Source organism: Streptomyces sp. NPDC057900 (assembly GCF_042887885.1).
GTDB lineage: Bacteria > Actinomycetota > Actinomycetes > Streptomycetales > Streptomycetaceae > Streptomyces.
Genome location: NZ_JBHVOI010000003.1, coordinates 380356 through 395688, shown reverse-complemented (window position 1 = coordinate 395688; position 15333 = coordinate 380356). Strand labels below are relative to the sequence as shown.

General features: G+C 70.6%; 18 protein-coding genes. 11 read left to right on the top strand and 7 right to left on the bottom strand.

Going from position 1 to position 15333, the window contains the following annotated elements; genetic code table 11:
• Positions 1–60: 60 nt before the first annotated feature.
• The 3 genes from ACFVQ0_RS16085 to ACFVQ0_RS16075 are packed head-to-tail and all read right to left on the bottom strand — an operon-like array spanning position 61 to position 2673.
• Positions 61–729 carry a GntR family transcriptional regulator gene (locus ACFVQ0_RS16085; protein ID WP_390088413.1) on the bottom strand — a complete coding sequence of 223 codons (669 nt, stop codon included), beginning with the start codon at positions 727–729 and terminating at the stop codon, positions 61–63.
• 46 nt (positions 730–775) lie between these two features.
• Positions 776–1756 (bottom strand): transporter, encoded by a 981-nt coding sequence (locus ACFVQ0_RS16080; protein ID WP_390088410.1) that lies wholly within the window; start codon positions 1754–1756, stop codon positions 776–778.
• Positions 1753–2673, bottom strand: coding sequence for an ABC transporter ATP-binding protein (locus ACFVQ0_RS16075; protein WP_390088408.1), 921 nt, complete (start codon positions 2671–2673; stop codon positions 1753–1755). The genes ACFVQ0_RS16080 and ACFVQ0_RS16075 overlap by 4 nt, the downstream gene beginning before the upstream one ends.
• 231 nt (positions 2674–2904) lie before the next feature.
• On the opposite strand from ACFVQ0_RS16075, the gene ACFVQ0_RS16070 reads away from it, so the two are divergent.
• Both ACFVQ0_RS16070 and ACFVQ0_RS16065 read left to right on the top strand, forming a co-directional pair.
• Positions 2905–4167 carry a sensor histidine kinase gene (locus ACFVQ0_RS16070; protein WP_390088870.1) on the top strand — a complete coding sequence of 421 codons (1263 nt, stop codon included), beginning with the start codon at positions 2905–2907 and terminating at the stop codon, positions 4165–4167.
• Positions 4164–4862, top strand: a complete 699-nt coding sequence (locus ACFVQ0_RS16065) for a response regulator (protein ID WP_390088406.1) — start codon at positions 4164–4166, stop codon at positions 4860–4862. Before ACFVQ0_RS16070 ends, ACFVQ0_RS16065 begins: the two co-directional genes overlap by 4 nt.
• Here ACFVQ0_RS16065 and ACFVQ0_RS16060 read toward each other — a convergent pair.
• Positions 4814–5272, bottom strand: coding sequence for a cupin domain-containing protein (locus ACFVQ0_RS16060; RefSeq protein WP_390088404.1), 459 nt, complete (start codon positions 5270–5272; stop codon positions 4814–4816). The genes ACFVQ0_RS16065 and ACFVQ0_RS16060 overlap by 49 nt on opposite strands.
• 54 nt (positions 5273–5326) lie before the next feature.
• A complete protein-coding gene (locus tag ACFVQ0_RS16055; RefSeq protein WP_390088402.1) occupies positions 5327–6169 on the bottom strand; it encodes an SDR family oxidoreductase in 843 nt (280 codons plus the stop codon).
• Between the two features lie 222 nt (positions 6170–6391).
• On the opposite strand from ACFVQ0_RS16055, the gene ACFVQ0_RS16050 reads away from it, so the two are divergent.
• Positions 6392–7261, top strand: a complete 870-nt coding sequence (locus ACFVQ0_RS16050) for a helix-turn-helix domain-containing protein (protein WP_390088400.1) — start codon at positions 6392–6394, stop codon at positions 7259–7261.
• 58 nt (positions 7262–7319) lie between these two features.
• On the opposite strand, the gene ACFVQ0_RS16045 is transcribed toward ACFVQ0_RS16050, so the two are convergent.
• On the bottom strand, positions 7320–8054 hold the full coding sequence (locus tag ACFVQ0_RS16045) for a DUF5324 family protein (RefSeq protein WP_390088398.1): 735 nt from the start codon (positions 8052–8054) through the stop codon (positions 7320–7322).
• A 329-nt stretch (positions 8055–8383) separates the two neighbouring features.
• On the opposite strand from ACFVQ0_RS16045, the gene ACFVQ0_RS16040 reads away from it, so the two are divergent.
• Together ACFVQ0_RS16040 and ACFVQ0_RS16035 are read left to right on the top strand one after the other, a co-directional pair.
• A complete protein-coding gene (locus tag ACFVQ0_RS16040; RefSeq protein ID WP_390088396.1) occupies positions 8384–8911 on the top strand; it encodes a peptidylprolyl isomerase in 528 nt (175 codons plus the stop codon).
• 159 nt (positions 8912–9070) lie between these two features.
• Positions 9071–9970 carry a rhomboid family intramembrane serine protease gene (locus ACFVQ0_RS16035; RefSeq protein WP_390088868.1) on the top strand — a complete coding sequence of 300 codons (900 nt, stop codon included), beginning with the start codon at positions 9071–9073 and terminating at the stop codon, positions 9968–9970.
• 327 nt (positions 9971–10297) lie between these two features.
• Here ACFVQ0_RS16035 and crgA read toward each other — a convergent pair whose 3' ends face one another.
• Positions 10298–10552: a cell division protein CrgA gene (gene crgA, locus ACFVQ0_RS16030; protein WP_024489488.1), complete on the bottom strand. Its 255-nt coding sequence runs from the start codon at positions 10550–10552 to the stop codon at positions 10298–10300.
• Between the two features lie 142 nt (positions 10553–10694).
• On the opposite strand from crgA, the gene ACFVQ0_RS16025 reads away from it, so the two are divergent.
• Genes ACFVQ0_RS16025 through ACFVQ0_RS16000 form a run of 6 tightly spaced genes read left to right on the top strand, consistent with a single transcriptional unit; the run spans position 10695 to position 15302 of the window.
• Entirely contained in the window at positions 10695–11462 is a 768-nt protein-coding gene (locus ACFVQ0_RS16025) for a DUF881 domain-containing protein (protein ID WP_390088394.1), read from the top strand.
• Between the two features lie 24 nt (positions 11463–11486).
• Positions 11487–12215 (top strand): class E sortase, encoded by a 729-nt coding sequence (locus ACFVQ0_RS16020; protein WP_390088392.1) that lies wholly within the window; start codon positions 11487–11489, stop codon positions 12213–12215.
• Between the two features lie 58 nt (positions 12216–12273).
• Positions 12274–12456 (top strand): hypothetical protein, encoded by a 183-nt coding sequence (locus tag ACFVQ0_RS16015; protein WP_390088391.1) that lies wholly within the window; start codon positions 12274–12276, stop codon positions 12454–12456.
• Positions 12453–13091 carry an aminodeoxychorismate/anthranilate synthase component II gene (locus ACFVQ0_RS16010; RefSeq protein ID WP_390088389.1) on the top strand — a complete coding sequence of 213 codons (639 nt, stop codon included), beginning with the start codon at positions 12453–12455 and terminating at the stop codon, positions 13089–13091. The genes ACFVQ0_RS16015 and ACFVQ0_RS16010 overlap by 4 nt, the downstream gene beginning before the upstream one ends.
• On the top strand, positions 13088–14539 hold the full coding sequence (locus ACFVQ0_RS16005; RefSeq protein ID WP_390088387.1) for a class E sortase: 1452 nt from the start codon (positions 13088–13090) through the stop codon (positions 14537–14539). Before ACFVQ0_RS16010 ends, ACFVQ0_RS16005 begins: the two co-directional genes overlap by 4 nt.
• 34 nt (positions 14540–14573) lie before the next feature.
• Positions 14574–15302 (top strand): class E sortase, encoded by a 729-nt coding sequence (locus ACFVQ0_RS16000; RefSeq protein ID WP_390088385.1) that lies wholly within the window; start codon positions 14574–14576, stop codon positions 15300–15302.
• The last annotated feature ends 31 nt before the right edge of the window (positions 15303–15333 follow it).

The following is a 15333-nucleotide window of genomic DNA, read 5'->3' as shown; positions in this document are numbered from 1 at the left end:
GGCGGCGGGGACCGGCCGGGCAGGGGCGGGGGCGGTTCCGGCGGCTGTCCGCCCGGCCGGTCAGTGGTCCTCGGCCACCTCGTGGCCGGCCTGCGAGATGGTGTGCGCCTGTGCGGCCGCGGCCGCGGCCGCCGGGTCGCCGAGCCGCAGCGCTTCGATGATGGCGTCGTGCTCCTCCACGACCGACTGCCAGTTCTGCGTGTCCACCGGGGATGCGATGCGGAAGCGGCGGATGGTGAGCAGGAGCTGCTCGGTCAGGTCGGCCAGGATGCGGTAACCGCTGGCCTCGGACAGGGCGCGGTGGAAGTCGGAGTTGAGCTCCGGCAGGTGCTCTGTGGCGCCGGCCGCGAGTTCGGCGCGCATCTTCGTCTGCACCTCTTCGAGCGCGGCCAGCAGGCCTTCGCTCGTGCGCTCCGCCGCCAGCTTGGCGACGAGGCCCTCGATCGCCTCGCGGGCGAGGAAGACGCCCCGCATCTCGGTCTTGTCGACCTGGGTCACCGCCACTCCGGAGTGCATCTGCGAGGTGACGAGCCCCTCCGACTCAAGCCGCTTGATCGCTTCACGGATGGGAATCTTGCTCACGCCGAGATTGCGTGCCAGCTCGTCCATGTTGATGCGCTCGCCGGGGCGCAGCTCGCCGCCCGCGATCGCCTGGCGCAGGTTGTCGTAGGCCATCTCCGCCTTGCTCTTCACCACGGGCAGTCGCGAGGCCCAGCTTTTCTGCGTCATGCATCTATCGTATGCGATATCCCATACCGGAACGGGGCCGCATCCGTCAGCTCAGCCGGCGGCGGGTCCACCGGACGCACAGCGCGCCGAGGACGACGGCGAGGCCGAGGAAGATGCCGGTCTCCGCCCATTGCAGGGTCCAGAAGCTGTCGGCGGCCTGATAGGTGACGCGTTGCCGGTAGCCGGCACCGGCGAGGGCGTCGACGCAGGCCTTGATCGAGTCGCAGTCGGCGTACGCGGGTGGCAGGGACCGGGCGGGGTGGCCGGTGGCGTCGAGGGTCTGCTCCGCGACGGTCCAGGTGTCGGGTCGGCCGATGTCGACGTGGGAGACGGAGTCGAGGAGGTAGTTCGCCATCCGGTCATGGGTGAACGGGACCGTGACGGTGGTGGCGGGGGCCAGGTGCGCGCGGATCCACAGCGGCATCGGGAGGAGGACCGCGGTGTACGTGGCGAGGGTGGCGGCCATGGCCGGGAGCGTGCGGCGGATCAGGACACCGAAGGTGACGCCCAGGACGAACGCGAAGACGGCGTAGCCGAGCGGGACGATGCCCCGGGCGCTGAAGATCGTCGGGTCGATGCGGGGGACGAAGTTGTCGGTGTTGTCGGAGCCGCCCGCGGCCACGGCCCGGTCGACGGGGCCGCTCCACCAGGTGACCGCGAGGCTGATCAGACCGCTCGCGGCCACGGTGGTGAAGCCGGTGAGGCCGAGTTTGGTCAGCAGCCAGCGGGTGCGGGTCACGCCCTGGTTCCAGGCGAGGCGGTGGGTGCCGCTCTCCAGTTCGCGGGCGACGAGCGGGGCGCCCCAGAACATGCCGATGAGGACCGGTACGAGGAGGACGGCCGCGCCGCCGGCGAAGTAGAGGGCGGTGTCGGTGCCGGTGAGCTGCGAGATGATGCCCCGCCCCGCGGTGGTGTGCAGGCCGGACAGGTGGGGCCAGGTCGCCGCGAGAAGGGCGGCGAGGACAGCCAGTGCGCCGGTGAACAGCGTTGCCTGGGTACGGAACTGGCGCCAGGTCAGCCAGATCATCGGCGGGTCTCCGCATCATCGACGGGGGTGGGTTCGGGGGCCGTGGCGGCCGGGGTGCGGCGGCCGATGTGGGCCAGGACGATGTCTTCGAGCGAGAGCGGCTCGGCCGTCCACCCGGGACCGTGCGGCAGCCGCGCCGGGGCGTTGCCGCGTACGACGTGGGTGGTCCGGCCGTCGGCGGTACGGGACGTGCTGAGGGCGTGGTCGCCGACGGGCGGCCCTGCCGGGGTGCCGGGCGGGCCGGTCACGCGGTGGTGACCGCTCAGCAAGGCGTCGATCGAGGCGTTCACCTGGACGCGCGAGTCGACGAGCACGATGACGTGGTCGCAGACCCGTTCGACGTCGGAGACCAAGTGGGAGGAGAGCAGTACGGTCATCTCCCGCCCGGCGATCGCCTCCGTGACGTCGTCCAGGAACTCACGGCGGGCCAGCGGGTCCAGGGCGGCGACCGGCTCGTCCAGGACGAGGAGTTCGGGCCGTTTGGCCAGCCCCAGCGTGAGGGCGAGCTGGGCGCGCTGCCCGCCGGACAGCCGCCCGGCGCGCTGGTCCGGGTCGAGGCCCGTGCGGCGGATCCGGTCGCGGGCCAGCGCGCTGTCCCAGCGGGGGTTGAGCCGGGCGCCGAGCGCGAGGTGGTCCGCGACGGACAGGGCGGCGTAGGTAGGGGTGTCCTGGGCGACGAAGCCCACCTTGGCGAGCTGCGCGGGGCCGGTGGCCGGGCGGCCGCCGCAGACCTCGATGGTGCCCGTGGTCGGGGCGAGCAGGCCGGCGGCGAGGTTCAGCAGGGTTGATTTCCCCGCTCCGTTGGGGCCGACCAGACCGACGACGCGGCCTGCGGGAACGTCGAGGGTGCAGTCCGACAGGGCCCATCGCCTTCGGTATCTCTTGCCCAGGCCCTGGGTTCTCAGTACGGCAGTCACGCGTCGTCCTCCAGCGTCCGGCGGCGCGGGCCCCGTTGACCCGCACCGCTGGACGCTACGAGCGCGGGGCGGGCGGCCGCGTCCGGCGTCCGGACCCTTTCCGTTCCTCCGCGCGAGGGACGCCGGACGGGGTCCTCCGCGCGATGTAGACGGGCGGAGTACGCGACTGCGCGGGCACGGGCCCGAAGGAGGACGCGGCGGGCGAAGGCGGACTGTGACAATCGGCGGGTGATGAACGTACCGGCCGCGGACCGGCTGCGGGACGGCCTCGCGGCGCTGCTGCGGCCGACGGGCCCGATACCCCGGCCCACCCGGCGTGACCTGGTCCTGGACGGTGCCCTCGCCCTGTTCGCCGCGGTGGCCGCGGTCAACTCCGGGCTGAGCGTCGGCATGGACCGCACGTACCGGATCGTCGACGGCACGGTGCGGGTGGTCGAGGGTTCCGGCAACTACGTCGGCGCGCTGGCACCGATGCTCCTGTGCTCCCTGCCCCTGGCGCTGCGCCGCCGCTACCCGCTGGCCGTGCTCTGGGCGGTGATCGCCGCGGGGCTGATGGCGCCGGGCAGCGAGGCGCGGATGATCCTCTACACGGCCCTGGTCGCGACGTACTCCGCCGTCATGCACAGCCCGTACCGCGTCCCCACCCTGGCGAGTGTCGCCGTCGCGCTGTTCGTCCTGAACGGGGCCAGGACCCCGGACGTACCCACCGTCCAGAACGAGTACGTCGCCCTGCTCATCGTGCTGCCGCTCGCCGTCGTCGCGGACGGCATGCGGCAGTGGCGGACGCGCGCCGGCGCACGCCAGGAACGCATGGCCGCCCTGGAGCGGGAACAGGCCGCGGAGCTGCGCCGCGCCGCAGAGCGCGAGCGGGCCCGTATCGCCCGCGACCTGCACGACGTGGTCACCCACAACGTCAGCATGATGATCATCCAGGCGGGCGCCGCCCGCAAGGTCATGGACGCCGAACCCGGGATGGCCCGCGAGGCGCTGCTGGCCGTGGAGTCGGCCGGGCGCTCCGCGATGGCGGAGCTGCGGCACACGATGGGGCTGCTCACCATGAACGCCCGGGACGACCCCGCCGCCCCCGTCGGGGAACTCGCCCCGCAGCCCGGACCCGACCGGCTCGACGAGCTCGTCGGCCGGGTGCGGGAGACGGGGACGGGCGTCGAGCTGACGGTGACCGGAGACCGCCGTCCGGTCCCGTCCGGTATCGGTCTCGCCGTCTACCGCGTGGTCCAGGAGGCGCTGACCAACACCACCAAGCACGCGCACGGCGCGAGCGCGCGGGTGGTGCTCGACTACGGGCCGGAGGCCCTGCGCGCCGAGGTCGTGGACACCGGCGGCACACCGGGACCCGGAGTGGTGCGAGGGGGAGGCCATGGGCTGCTGGGACTGCGGGAGAGAATCGCGGTCTACGGCGGCACCCTCGACGCCGGACCGACCCCCGACGGCGGGTTCCGCCTCGCCGCCGTGATCCCTCTGGAGCCGTCGTGACCAGTCACCCGCCGCGCGTGGTGGTCGTCGACGACCAGGCGCTCGTGCGCACCGGATTCCGCATGATCCTGATGGCCGAGGGCATCGACGTGGTCGCGGAGGCGGCCAACGGCGCCGAGGCCGTGGACGCGGTGTTCCGTACCCGCCCCGATGTCGTGCTCATGGACATCCGGATGCCCGAGCTCGACGGACTGGAGGCCGCGCGCCGCATCCTGCGCGACTTCCCGGACGCGGCCGCCGTACCCCGCGTGATCATGCTGACCACCTTCGACCTCGACGAGCTCGTCTACGAGGCGTTGTCGGCCGGCGCCAGCGGCTTCCTCCTCAAGGACGTCACCCCGGAACACCTCGTCGCCGCCGTCCGGCTCGTACGCACCGGCGACGCGCTCCTCGCTCCGGCCATCACCCGCCGCCTCGTCGAACGCCACGCCCGCCGGACAGCCGAAGCGGAGCCCGCCGCACCGCATCCCGGCCTGGCCGCCCTGACCCCGCGCGAACTGGACGTACTGCACCTGCTCGCCCAAGGCCTGAGCAACACCGAACTCGCCGCCCGCCTCCACCTCTCCGAGACCACCGTCAAGACCCACGTCTCCCGCATCCTCGCCAAGCTCCAGCTGCGCGACCGGGTCCAGGCGGTGGTCCTCGCCTATGAGACCGGGCTGGTCAGGGCGGGGGGCGAGGGCGGGGCGTCGTGACGGGTGCGCGGTCGGTCGTACTGCTCGGCGGTGACGTGCTCCAGCCACGTGGTCTCCGGCCGGTCGTCGCCGGCCGGGGTGCCCTCCCACAGGGCGAGGTGCTCCATGAAGCGGTCCTCGGTGGCACCGTGCCAGTGCTCCTCACCGGGTGGACAGGTCACGGTCTCACCGGGGTGGGTTTCCAGGACAGTGCCGTCGCGGGTGCCGATCAGGGCGGTGCCCGCGACGACGTGGAGGGTCTGGCCGACGGCGTGATGGTGCCAGGCGGTGCGGGCTCCGGGGGCGAAGCGGACCATGTTGGCGCGCAGCCGGGAGGGCTCCTGGCCGGCGTGGATGACGTCGAACCAGACGTCGCCGTTGAACCAGGCCTCCGGGCCCTTGCCGGTGGGTTGCGGTGTCACGAATTCCATGCGGTGCTCCTCTGGTTCCATGCGGTGCTTCTCGGGCGGGGCGGGCGCGGCAGGTCAGGCGGTCTCGTCGTGGGAGAGGCCGGAGCCCAGGGCGCGGGAGGCGGTGGCCTCGGCGGTGATCTCCTTGCCCTTGGCCTCTGCGGTGAGGATGGCGTCGTCCCCGGCGACGAATCGCCGCGGCGGCTGGTCCAGGCCGATGACCTCGATCAGGGCGTCGGCGAGCTTGACGGGGTCACCGTCCTGCCGGCCGTTCATCGACTGCCACATCTTCTTGGTCTCGGCGGTGCGCTCGGCGTAGTCGTCGAGGGACAGCTCGGCCCAGCTGGTGGAGGCGTCCACCAGTAGCTCGGTCCGGAAGAAGCCGGGCTCGACGATCGTGGTGTTGATGCCGAACGGTTCGACGTCGTGGCGCAGCGACTCCATCCAGCCCTCAAGGCCGAACTTGGAGGCGGCGTAGGCAACGCAGAACTCCTGGCCGACCAGACCGGCGATCGAGGAGACGGCCATGACGTGACCGGAGCGCTGGGCGCGCATGACGGGCAGGACGGCGCGGGTGACGTTCATCGGACCGAACAGGTTCGTCTCGATCTGTGCCCGCATCTGGGCGTCGGAGATCTCCTCGAAGTAGCCGGCCTGGAACATGGCGGCGTTGTTGACGAGTACGTCGATCCGGCCGAACCTCGCGGTGGCGGCCTCGACCGCGGCGCGGGCGGCGGCCGGCTCTGTGATGTCCAGGGCGACGGCGAGGAGGCTGTCGTGCTCGCCGCCGAGGGCTTCGAGAACCCTCTGCGGGTTGCGGCCGGTGGCCACGACCCGGTGGCCGGCTTTCAGGGCCCTGCGGGCGATATCGGTGCCCAGTCCGCGTCCGGCACCGGTGAGGAAAATGACCTTGCTCATGGGAAGTGCTTCCTTGAAAGGCTCGGGAAGGAGGAGTCCCGTACGGCACAGAGCACGAAAGGGTCGTGCGGTGAAGGACTCGTATGTGTGCCATCCGGTGATGTCATTCACCTTGGCATCCGTGTGTGAGCCAGAAAAGAGGAGACTTTCCTCCTGTGTAAAAACATCCTGGGACAGATTCCTCCCCCTTACGCGCGGGGCCCTTCCTGCCAGACTGGGTGCATGAGTTCACAGCCGCATCTCAACGAGCTGGGCGAGTTCCTCAAGTCCCGCCGTGCCGCGCTGACCCCCCGCGCCGCGGGGCTGCCCGAGAGCGGACGGCCGCGCAGGGTGAGCGGGCTGCGAAGGGAAGAGGTCGCGCAGCTCGCGGCGATCTCCACCGACTACTACACCCGGTTGGAACAGGGCCGCATGCCGGCTTCGGCGCCCGTCCTGAAGGCGGTTGCCGAGGCGCTGCGGCTGGACGAGGACCAGCGCCGCTACCTGTTCGGTCTGGCGGGGAAGGAAGCCGTCCGGCCGCGCCGCCGCGCACTGCAGAGGGTCCAGCCGCAATTGCGCAGGGTCCTGGACGACCTCACGTCCACTCCGGCGATCGTCATGGGACGGCGAATGGACGTCATCGCCTGGAATTCTCTGGCAGGGGCACTGGTCACCGACTTCGGCGCCGTTCCGGAAAAGCGCAGAAATTACGTGCATATACTTTTCACCGATCCGGTGATGCGCACCCTCTACGCCGACTGGAAAAGCGTTGCCCGCACGGCCGTGGCGCAGTTGCGCATGGAGGCGGCGAAGTATCCGGACGATCCCCGGCTGACCGCCCTGGTTGGGGAACTCTCCGTGCGGGACGCGGACTTCCGCCAGTGGTGGGCCGCCCACCACGTCGCCACACTGAGCGTGGGCACCAAGGTCCTGGACCACCCCGTCGTCGGCGAGCTCAGCCTGGACTGGGACACCCTGACCGCCAGCACCGATCCCGACCAGCGGCTGGTCGTGTGGACGGCGGAGGCCGGCTCCCCCACGCACGAGCGGCTGCGCATCCTCGCTTCCTGGGCCGCCGCGCGGCACGTGCCCGTCGCGGGCCAGGACGACTGACGGGCGCCGGAAGACCTCAAGGTCTTCCGGCGCCCGTTCTCCGTACTGATTCCGCCGCTCAGGGGCGGTCGTCCAGGTCCGTGCCGTCCACGCCGTCCGGTCCGTCCGGCCCGTTCGCCTCCGCGTCGGCCTGCTTGGCCCGGACGTCGGGGTCGAGGACCGTCGAGCCGCTGCCGTCGACCGAGGTCAGCGGGGCGCGGTCGTCGACCTCGGTGGGGGCGGGCGGCTCGACCAGCCAGTCGGGGTTGGCCTGCTTGTCCCACCAGCGCCAGACGGCGTACGCGCCGCCCGCGAGTACGGAGACCACGGCCAGCCCCTTGAACGCCCGGCCCGCCCTGGCCCGGCGCTCGTGCTTGCGGGTCAGCTTTCTGATCTCCTTCGCCGTGACCTGCCCGCGCAGGGCGGCCAGCGCGGCGGCGCTGCGGGCGCTGGCCTCCTGGGCGACCGGCTGGGCCGCGGCCATCGCCTGCTCGACGCGGGGCACGGTGTAGTCGGCCGCGCTCCGGGCCGCCTGACGGGTGCGGACGGCGGCGCGCTGCGCGGCCTCGTCGACCTTCGGGGGCACATGCGTACGGGCGAGTTCGAGACGTGGTGCGAGGTGCGCGCCGTACTGGACGCGGGCCTGCTGAGCTGCCTTCGAAACCTTCGGCGCGAGCAGCGTACGGGCCTCGTGCGCGTAGTGAACGGCCTGTTCCCTGGCCGTGTCGGCGTAAGGGGCCGCCACTTCCGCGGCGTGCTGCACGCTGTCCCTCGCCGAGTCGGTTGCGGCGCGCACGCTGTCGATGCGGGTCACGGGATCCTCCTCCTTGATGGCGGGTTGGTACTCCGCCTGTCCACCCAATTCGAGATCATGCCTACTCGGGGCCTGCGCGGCACGCGGGGCGGGCATCCGGGTTATTCAGGTCATGAGGGACACCCTCGGGCAATGAGGTGCAAGGGGAGCCTGTCGACGACAATGCCATGGTTCGGCCCGCCACGCGCCGGTTCGTCACGCACTTGGCCGCATTCGTTTCGCCCGGGGCCGTGGCGGGACCCTTGTGCGGCGGGGCCGGGACGGGCGACGCGGGGTGTGGTCCGTGCGAGGATCGGTGGACGTCAGAGCAGACTTACGGAAGGCAGATCGTGGCCGAGCAGCTTTACGCCACCTTGAAGACCAATCAGGGCGACATCGAGATCCGGCTTCTGCCGAACCACGCGCCCAAGACGGTCAGGAACTTCGTCGAGCTCGCCACCGGTGAGCGCGAGTGGACCCACCCCGCGACCGGGAACAAGTCCCAGGACCGGCTGTACGACGGCACCGTCTTCCACCGCGTCATCAGCGGCTTCATGATCCAGGGCGGCGACCCGCTGGGCAACGGCACGGGCGGCCCGGGGTACGAGTTCGGTGACGAGTTCCACCCTGATCTGGCGTTCACCAAGCCGTACCTGCTGGCCATGGCGAACGCCGGCCCGGGGACCAACGGCTCGCAGTTCTTCCTGACGGTGTCGCCGACCGCCTGGCTGACCGGCAAGCACACCATCTTCGGTGAGGTCGTGGGCCCGGGGAGCCAGAAGGTCGTCGACGCCATCGCGGCCGCCCCGACCAACGCGCGCACCGACCGCCCCCTGGAGGACGTGGTCATCGAGTCGGTCGTCGTCGAGAAGCGCTGAGCGCGGAGCGCCGAACGTAGTCGGCCGCTCACTCTCCGGTCCGTTCGGGAACCAACTGCCCCGCCCGTCCGTACTTGATGACAGAACGGACGTGCGGGGCCGCTCGGTGTGCCCCGCCGCGATGATGAGGACCGAGGGGACCGGGAAGTGATGGGACCGATGGACCAGCAGCCGCCGGGCGAGCAGAACGCGTCCGCTCCCGTGGGCGGTCCGGTCACCTGCTACCGCCACCCGGGCCGGGAGGCGGGGGTCCGCTGCACCCGCTGCGACCGCCCGATCTGCCCGGACTGCATGGTCAGCGCCTCGGTCGGCTTCCAGTGCCCGGACTGCGTCCGGCAGGGATCCGGTACGGGACACAGCCCCGCCGCCAGCCGGCCGCGCACCATCGCCGGCGGATCGGTCGCGGCGGACCCCCGGCTGATCACCAAGATCCTGCTCGGGATCAACATCGCGGTGTTCGTCGCGGTGCTGGCCAACAGCGCGCTGGTCGACGATCTGGTGCTGCTGGGCCGCGCCAACTTCTACTACGGCGGTCCGCTTGAGGGGATCGCCGAGGGCCAGTGGTACCGGCTGGTCACGTCGATGTTCCTGCACCAGGAGGTGTGGCACATCGCCTTCAACATGCTGGGGCTCTGGTGGCTCGGCGGTCCGCTGGAGGCGGCGCTCGGCCGCGCCCGTTTCCTCGCGCTCTACATGCTCTCGGGGCTGGCGGGCAGTGCCCTGACCTACTGGCTCGCCGCGCCGAACCAGCCCTCGCTGGGTGCCTCCGGCGCCATCTTCGGACTGCTGGGCGCCACCGCCGTGCTCATGCGCCGGCTCAACTACGACATGCGCCCGGTCTTCGCGCTCCTCGCGATCAACCTGATCATCACCTTCAACCCCTGGGGCGGGATCGCCTGGCAGGCGCACGTCGGCGGGCTGGTCGCGGGCACGCTGATCGCGATCGCCATGGTGCACGCCCCGCGCGAGCGGCGGAATCCGGTGCAGTACGGCGCCTGCGCCCTGGCCCTGGTCGTGGTGATCCTGATCGTGGTCCTCAGAACAGCGTCACTGGCGTAACTGACGTAGAGAGTGCGCTGTCAGCTCAGTACGGACCGTTTGTGATCGAAGTTGTCCACAGCGTGTACCTGATCTTGTGCATTCAGTGGGTACAACTGCGCCCCTTGTCGCTGAGCTGGGTTTTTCCAGCAGGGACAAGGGGCGTACCGCCCGAGTGAGGGGCGGCTGCGGTCACACCGGCGTCAACGGCCAAGGAGTTATCCACAGATCGTCTGACCTTTTCCCCCGCCTGTGGATAACGCTGTGGGTAACTCAGGGCAAGGGTTGCGGAACCGGGGTCCGCTGTGGTGCTACGTGCTCGGCGGAGCTACTTCCGGCCGGGTCCGGCTACTTCCACTGGGTGGAGACGCCGAAGCCGCCTGCGATGAAGCCGAAGCCGACGACGATGTTCCAGTTCCCCAGTGCCTTGATCGGCAGGTCGCCGTCGGTCACGTAGAAAACGACGATCCAGGCCAGGCCGACCAGGAAGAGCGCCAGCATGACCGGCGCCACCCAACTGCGGTTGGTCAGCTTTATAGCCGTTGCCTGCTTCGCCGGAGGGGGCGTGAAGTCGGCCTTCTTGCGGATACGTGACTTCGGCACGAGGAACTCTCCTGTCGATGCGCTGCGTTACCGCGCAGGGAACTGTTGGCTGACGCCGGGCGTGGCGCGAGGGGGAAATCCTGCCTCCCCCGGGCGTCCGTTAGCGTAGTGCTTCCGTGGCGCCGAAGGAGATAAGGGTACGTTGAGCAATTCTGCCGACTCTCCCCCAGGGCCGGTCCGGCGCTCCCTCCGGAACCCGGTCAGAGTGCTCACCGCTGCCGTTTTCGCCCTGGCCGGTCTGATCTTCGTCGCCAGCGCGAACACGGCCAAGGGCACCGACATCCGCACGGACTCCTCGCTGCTGAAGCTCTCCGACCTCATCCAGCAGCGCAGCGACAAGAACGCCGGCCTGGAGGAATCCGCCGCGTCCGTGCGCGGGGACATCGACGCCCTCGCCCAGCGCGACGACGGCAGCACCAAGGCGGAGGACGCCCGGCTCAAGGCGCTGGAGCGGTCGGCCGGCACCACGAAGCTCTCCGGCCGGGCCGTGTCCGTCACCCTCGACGACGCCCCGCCGAACGCCACCGCCAACCCCGGCTACCCCGATCCGCAACCCAACGACCTGGTCATCCACCAGCAGGACCTGCAAGCGGTCGTCAACGCCCTCTGGCAGGGCGGGGCCGGCGGCATCGAGGTCATGGACCAGCGGCTGATCTCCACCAGCGCGGTGCGCTGCGTCGGCAACACCCTGATCCTCCAGGGCCGGGTCTACTCACCGCCGTACAAGATCACGGCCGTGGGTGACCCCGGAAAGCTCAAGCAGGCGCTGAACGCCTCCCCGGCGATCCAGAACTACCTGCTGTACGTGAAGGCGTACGGGCTCGGCTGGAAAGTCGATGAGCGCCGGGCGGTGACTCTTCCCGGCTACTCGGGCACAGTGGATCTCCACTATGCGGAGCCGGTGAAGTAGCGACAGCTGCGGGGAGGCCGACCGGTGTCGGTGCGACTGATCGTCAGGACGTTCAGCGAACTGTGCATCACGATCGGTGCCCTGATCGTCCTCTTTGTGGTGTACGTACTGTTCTGGACCGGGGTGAAGGCCGCCGGTGCGACCGAGGGCCAGATCGACGACCTGCAACGCCAGTGGGCGCGAGGCGCGATCTCCGAACCCGCACCCGCCCCGTCGGGACCGGCCTCGTCGGCGGCTCCGAAGACCCCGAAGACGCCGAAGCCCCCGGCCCCGAAGGCGTACCGCGACGGGAAGCCGTTCGCGATGCTCTACATACCGCGCTTCGGAAAGGGCTGGGACTGGCCCATCCTGGAGAACACCGAGGTGAAGACCTTGCAGAAGGGACTGGGGCACTACCGGGGCACCGCCCGCCCCGGAGCCACCGGCAACTTCGCGGTGGCCGGTCACCGCCGCACGTACGGCGACCCCTTCAAGGACTTCCCGAAGCTTCGCCCGGGGGACCCGGTGCTGGTGACGGACGGCACGACGTGGTTCACGTACCGCATCGACAAGAAGCCCTACCGCACCGTGCCGAGCGATATCGGCGTCATCGACCCCGTCCCGCGCAAGTCCGGTTTCGACGGTCCCGGCCGCTATCTGACGCTGACCACCTGCGACCCGGAATGGGGCAGCAGCCACCGGCTGATCGCCTGGGCCCACCTGGACGCGACCCAGCCCGTCACCGACGGAAGGCCCGCGGCTTTCCACAGCTGACCCACGGCCCCGCTTCTGCCCTTTAGTCTGGTCCCGTATCGAATACGGAGGGGTCAGCATGTACGGCTGGATCTGGCGTCATCTGCCGGGCAACGCGTGGGTGCGCGGGTTCATCTCACTCGTGCTCGCCGTGGCAGTTGTCTACGTGCTGTTCCAGTACGTCTTCCCGTGGGCGGAGCCGCTGCTTCCGTTCGGCGATGTGACGGTCGACGGCGCGGCCGCGACGGGGGCCGGCCGATGAGCGCCCGCATCCTGGTCGTCGACAACTACGACAGCTTCGTCTTCAACCTCGTCCAGTACCTCTACCAACTCGGCGCCGAGTGCGAGGTGCTGCGCAACGACGAGGTGACCACGGCCCACGCCCAGGACGGCTTCGACGGCGTCCTGCTCTCGCCTGGCCCCGGCACCCCCGAGCACGCGGGCGTCTGCGTCGACATGGTGCGGCACTGCGCGCAGACCGGCGTCCCGGTCTTCGGGGTCTGCCTCGGGATGCAGTCGATGGCGGTGGCGTACGGCGGTGTCGTGGACCGTGCCCCCGAGCTGCTGCACGGCAAGACGTCCGCGGTGACCCATGAGGGCAAGGGCGTGTTCGCCGGTCTGCCGTCCCCCTTCATCGCGACCCGCTACCACTCGCTCGCCGCGGAGCCGGACACGGTTCCCGAGGAGCTGGAGGTCACCGCGCGCACGGCCGACGGCATCATCATGGGGCTGCGGCACCGGGAACTGGCGGTCGAGGGAGTGCAGTTCCATCCGGAGTCGGTGCTCACGGAGCACGGTCACCTGATGCTGGCGAACTGGCTGGCGCAGTGCGGTGACGCCGGAGCCGTCGAGAGGTCGGCGGGGCTCGCGCCGGTGGTGGGCAAGGCCGTCGCGTGACCCCACCGCGCCACGGTCGCGACGCCGGTCAGGACGGCCCGCACGAAGAGGGGACGGACGGGGCCGCGGGCGCGTTCGAGGCAGCGGTCGGCCAGCTGGCGGACCCGCTGAACGACCCGTTGCCCGGGGAGCACGCCTCCCCCTGGTTCCGCGCGGAGAACACCCCCGCGAGGGCGGCCGGTCCGGACGGCGGCCGGGGGGCCGCCGGTACGCCGTCGCCGCAGGCGCCACACGGGCCGCAGGCGGCTCAGGAACCCCCGCGTGAGTGGTACGACCCCGAGGGATACGAACGGGACTGGTACGGCCACCAGGAGCCCGCCCCCGCTGCTCCGGCTGCCCCGCCCGCCCCGGCCGTGGTGCCACCCGTCCACGACGAGACGGTCGCACTGCGGACGGCGGACACCCGGCGAATAGCGTCCCGCGCGCAGCAGCAGTCCCAGCCGCCGCAACAGCGGCAGCCGCCGCGCCGCCCGGAGCCGGAACGCGGGCCGGGGGCCGAGGACGCCACGGAAGTCATGGCGGTGGTACCGGCCGACGGGCGCGCGCAAACCGTGGACGTACTGGACGTACCGGACGCCCCTGACGCCTCGGACGCCCCGGACGCGGAGCCGAACAGCACCGGCGGCCGGGCCGAGCGTCGGCGTGCGGCCAAGGGCCGGGGCCGCAGGCGCGGCGACCAGCGGCCGGGGACGGGCACGGGGACGGCGTCCGAGCCCGCCGCCCCCGCGAAGCCGATGTCGCGCGTCGAGGCACGACGGGCCGCGCGCGCGGCCAAGGACAGCCCGGCCGTCGTGGTCAGCCGGGTGGTCGGTGAGCTGTTCATCTCGCTGGGCGTGCTGATGCTGCTGTTCGTCACGTACCAGCTGTGGTGGACCAACGTGCGCGCCGACCAGATCGCCGGCAACGAGACGCACAAGATCCAGGACGACTGGGCCAGCGGAAAGCGTGCCCCCGGCGTGTTCGAGGCCGGTCAGGGCTTCGCCATCATCCACATCCCGAAGCTGGACGTGGTCACGCCGATCGCCGAGGGCACCAGCAAGGAGAAGGTCCTGGACCGGGGCATGGTCGGCCACTACGGCGAGAAGCCGCTGCGCACGGCGATGCCGTCGGACAAGCAGGGCAACTTCGCGCTGGCCGGCCACCGCAACACCCACGGTGAGCCGTTCCGCTACATCAACCGGCTGAAGCCCGGTGACCCGATCGTGGTCGAGACGCAGGACGCCTACTACACGTACGAGATGACGAGTGTGCTGCCCCAGACCTCGCCGTCCAATGTGTCGGTGATCGGCCCGGTGCCGCCGCAGTCGGGATTCACCAAGCCCGGCCGGTACATCACACTGACGACCTGTACGCCCGAATTCACGAGTACGTACCGAATGATCGTCTGGGGCAAGATGGTCGACGAACGGCCGCGCAGCAAGGGGAAGCCCGACGTGCTCGTGGACTGAACGGGCCGAACATCATCAGAACAGGGACGGTGCGGTGGCAGCGAGGACCGAGGACCAAGAGCAGATCGGCGAGTCCGCACCCGTGGTGCGGCGCACGCGCCGCCATCCCTTCGCGACCGCGGTCAGTGTCTTCGGTGAACTCCTGATCACCGCGGGCCTGGTGCTGGGTCTCTTCGTCGTCTACTCCCTCTGGTGGACCAACGTGCTCGCCGACCGCGAGGCCACCAAGCAGGGCCACACCGTCCGCGACCGCTGGGCGGACGGCCCCGGGGCGCTGGACACCAAGGACGGCATCGGCTTCCTGCACGTCCCGTCGATGAAGAACGGCGAGGTGCTCGTCAAGAAGGGCACCGACACCGAGAACCTCAACGACGGCATCGCCGGCTACTACACCGACCCGGTGAAGTCGGCGCTCCCCTCGGCCGAGAAGGGGAACTTCACCCTGGCCGCCCACCGGGACGGCCACGGGGCGAAGTTCCACAACATCGACAAGGTGCGGACCGGGGACGCGGTCGTCTTCGAGACCAAGGACACCTGGTACATCTACAAGGTCTTCAAGGAGCTTCCGGAGACGTCGAAGTACAACGTCGACGTGCTCCAGGAGGTCCCGAAGGGCTCGGGCAAGAAGAAGCCCGGCCGCTACATCACGCTGACGACGTGCACGCCCGTCTTCACGTCGAAGTACCGCTACATCGTGTGGGGCGAGCTGGTCCGTACGGAGAAGGTCGACCGCGACCGTACGCTGCCGGCGGAGCTGCGCTGAGCCGGGCACCGACAAGCACGAGGGGCCCCGA

Coding starts and splice junctions, on each gene's coding strand:
- ACFVQ0_RS16070 (WP_390088870.1), top strand. CDS start 2,905: ATGAACGTACCGGCCGCGGACCGGCTGCGGGACGGCCTCGCGGCGCTG.
- ACFVQ0_RS16010 (WP_390088389.1), top strand. CDS start 12,453: ATGAGCGCCCGCATCCTGGTCGTCGACAACTACGACAGCTTCGTCTTC.
- ACFVQ0_RS16015 (WP_390088391.1), top strand. CDS start 12,274: ATGTACGGCTGGATCTGGCGTCATCTGCCGGGCAACGCGTGGGTGCGC.
- ACFVQ0_RS16085 (WP_390088413.1), bottom strand. CDS start 729: ATGACGCAGAAAAGCTGGGCCTCGCGACTGCCCGTGGTGAAGAGCAAG.
- ACFVQ0_RS16055 (WP_390088402.1), bottom strand. CDS start 6,169: ATGAGCAAGGTCATTTTCCTCACCGGTGCCGGACGCGGACTGGGCACC.
- ACFVQ0_RS16080 (WP_390088410.1), bottom strand. CDS start 1,756: ATGATCTGGCTGACCTGGCGCCAGTTCCGTACCCAGGCAACGCTGTTC.
- ACFVQ0_RS16060 (WP_390088404.1), bottom strand. CDS start 5,272: ATGGAATTCGTGACACCGCAACCCACCGGCAAGGGCCCGGAGGCCTGG.
- ACFVQ0_RS16035 (WP_390088868.1), top strand. CDS start 9,071: ATGGACCAGCAGCCGCCGGGCGAGCAGAACGCGTCCGCTCCCGTGGGC.
- ACFVQ0_RS16050 (WP_390088400.1), top strand. CDS start 6,392: ATGAGTTCACAGCCGCATCTCAACGAGCTGGGCGAGTTCCTCAAGTCC.